Annotated in this window: 3 protein-coding genes; all 3 read left to right on the top strand. The window is 62.2% G+C overall.

Going from position 1 to position 2,733, the window contains the following annotated elements:
• Positions 1-10: 10 nt before the first annotated feature.
• The 3 genes from rsmG (at position 11) to EOA86_RS29650 (ending at position 2,445) form a co-directional block, all read left to right on the top strand.
• Positions 11-646 (top strand): 16S rRNA (guanine(527)-N(7))-methyltransferase RsmG, encoded by a 636-nt coding sequence (gene rsmG / locus EOA86_RS29640; RefSeq protein WP_127209809.1) that lies wholly within the window; start codon positions 11-13, stop codon positions 644-646.
• A gap of 37 nt (positions 647-683) precedes the next feature.
• Positions 684-1,484, top strand: coding sequence for a ParA family protein (locus EOA86_RS29645; protein ID WP_082982163.1), 801 nt, complete (start codon positions 684-686; stop codon positions 1,482-1,484).
• 76 nt (positions 1,485-1,560) lie between these two features.
• A complete protein-coding gene (locus EOA86_RS29650; protein ID WP_127209807.1) occupies positions 1,561-2,445 on the top strand; it encodes a ParB/RepB/Spo0J family partition protein in 885 nt (294 codons plus the stop codon).
• The last annotated feature ends 288 nt before the right edge of the window (positions 2,446-2,733 follow it).

Here is a 2,733-nt window from a genome sequence, read left to right on the forward strand (position 1 = left end):
GGAATGTTGCGTGAGCGCTGCCTCATGGGCGAGCCTGCAAGAGGCTGCCGGCCCGGTTTCACGTGAAACATTCGACCGCCTCATGGACTTCGAGACGGTCTTCCAGAAATGGAACCGCCGAATAAACCTGGCCGCGCAATCGACGCAGGACGATGTCTGGCGTCGGCACATCCTCGACAGCGCGCAGGTTGCGCGAATCAAACCGGAGGCGAAGCGCTGGGTCGATCTCGGCTCGGGCGGCGGTTTTCCCGGCTTGGTCATTGCCTTTCTGCTCGCCGAGCGTGACGGCGCCAGCATCGATCTGGTTGAAAGCAATCGGAAAAAGGCATCGTTTCTGCAAGCGGTCGTCGGCCAATTCAACCTGCCCGCCCACATTATCGCGCGGCGTATTGACGACGCCTATGCGCTTGTTTCGACACCTCAAATCGTCACGGCCAGGGCACTGGCGTCGCTTCCGGTCCTGCTCGAACTGTCGGCGCCGTGGCTGACGGCGGGCGCGTGCGGCCTGTTCCACAAAGGCCGGGATTACCGCGCCGAAGTGGCAGAAAGCGCTCAACGATGGTCGTTCGATCTGATAGAACATGCCAGCGCGACCGACGCTCATGGCGTCATCCTCGAACTGTCTGATTTGCGCCAACTGACTTGAGATCGGCGACCTCGGAATGAATTTCTGGCATAGACCCATGATGAAGAATGGCCCCCGAATCATCACCGTAGCCAACCAGAAGGGCGGCGTCGGCAAGACGACGACGGCCATCAATCTGGCCACGGCGCTAGCGGCGATCGGCGAGCGGGTGCTGATCGTCGATCTCGATCCGCAAGGCAATGCCAGCACCGGCCTCGGAATCGACCGGCGCGACCGCACCGTTTCCTCCTATGACGTTCTGACCGGCGAACTCGATCTGGAGGCGGCGGCGATCCCGACGGCGGTGCCGGGCCTGTCGATCGTGCCGTCAACGCTCGATCTGCTCGGCATCGAAATGGAGATCGCGTCGGCGCCGGACCGGGTGCTGCGGCTGCGCAACGCCCTGCGCGCGTCAGCCGAGCGCTCGGCGAATTTCGGCTATGTGCTGATCGATTGTCCGCCGTCGCTCAATCTTCTGACGCTGAACTCGATGGCGGCGGCCGATTCGGTGCTGGTGCCGCTGCAATGCGAGTTCTTCGCGCTCGAAGGCTTGAGCCAGCTGCTGGAGACGGTCGAGCAGGTTCGCCGTTCGATCAATCCCGACTTGACGATCCAGGGCATCGTGCTGACCATGTTCGACGGGCGCAACAATCTCGCCAACCAGGTGGTGCAGGACGTGCGCGCGCATATGGGCGACAAGGTCTATGAAACCGTCATCCCGCGCAATGTGCGTGTCTCCGAGGCGCCGTCGTACGGCAAGCCGGCGATCCTCTACGATCTCAAATGCTCCGGCAGCCAGGCCTATCTGCAGCTTGCCTCCGAGGTGATCCGCCGCGAGCGCAAATTGCGCGCCGCCTAATGCATGTCGCCCTAAAGTGGGAACTAGATAGCGGCATGCAGAAGCTGATTCGATACCGAAACGATCTGGACAGACGATGAGCGAAGACCTTTCAAGAAAAAGACTGGGGCGAGGACTAGCCGCGCTGATCGGCGAAATCGATCGTCCGGCAGCAGTGGAAAAGCAGGGCATGAATGCCGACGGCAAGGTGCCGATAGAGTTCCTGAGCCCGAATCCGAAAAATCCGCGTCGGCATTTTGGTGACGCCGACCTGACCGATCTTGCCCAGTCGATTCGCGAACATGGCGTGGTACAGCCGGTGGTGGCGCGGCCGTCGCCGACGCAAGCTGGCCGCTACGAGATCATCGCCGGCGAACGGCGCTGGCGCGCGGCGCAACGCGCCGGGCTGGTCGAGATCCCGATCATCGTGCGCGATGTCAACGATCGCACCGCACTCGAACTGGCGATCATCGAAAACGTCCAGCGCACCGATCTCAATCCGGTCGAGGAGGCGCTCGGCTACCAGCAACTGATCGACGATCATGGCTACACCCAGGCCGATCTCGGCCAGGTTATCGGCAAGAGCCGCAGCCATGTCGCCAACACGCTGAGGCTCTTGAAGCTGCCCGACGTGATCCGCGACATGCTGGTCGACGGCGCGCTGTCGGCCGGCCACGCCCGCACATTGGTGACGGCGCAGGATCCGGCGGGCCTGGCCAAGCGGATCGTCGAAGACGGGCTTTCGGTGCGCCAGGCCGAAGCTCTGGCGCAGATGCCGGCCGGCGCTCCAACGGTAAAGCGACAGCCTGCAGCACCGACACAGAAGGATGCCGATACGCTGGCGCTGGAAAAGCTGATGACCGGCACGATCGGCATGATCGTCACGATCGAGCACAAGGAACGCGGCGGCGTGATCAGCGTCGCTTACCGGACGCTGGAGCAGCTCGACGAGCTCTGCCGTCGGTTGAAGCAGGAGCGGTAGGTGCTTGAGGCAACAAGATATTTAGCCGGCAAATAAGGTTCCAGCTTAGGATTAACGCATCGCTTCGATGGATAAGGAAAAAGGGCCGGGCACTGCGCCGGCCCTTTCTTTTGCGATGCTGGTGATTGGCGAAATCGTCAGAGCAATCAATCTCCCCGCTTGAGAGGCCTTGAGGGGGAGATGGCCGGCAGGCCAGAAGGGGTCGTCTCACATAATTCGCCCACGTCGTCTCTCGTCGCGGAAAGCGCTGGCACTTCACGCGCGGCGACCCCCTCTGTCACCTTCGGC

This window comes from Mesorhizobium sp. M5C.F.Ca.IN.020.32.2.1, from assembly GCF_004023105.1.
In the GTDB taxonomy this organism is placed as follows: Bacteria; Pseudomonadota; Alphaproteobacteria; order Rhizobiales; family Rhizobiaceae; genus Mesorhizobium; species Mesorhizobium wenxiniae.

Excerpts from the sequence above, each read along its gene's own strand:
- EOA86_RS29645 (WP_082982163.1), top strand. The coding sequence starts at position 684 with ATGATGAAGAATGGCCCCCGAATCATCACCGTAGCCAACCAGAAGGGC.
- EOA86_RS29650 (WP_127209807.1), top strand. The coding sequence starts at position 1,561 with ATGAGCGAAGACCTTTCAAGAAAAAGACTGGGGCGAGGACTAGCCGCG.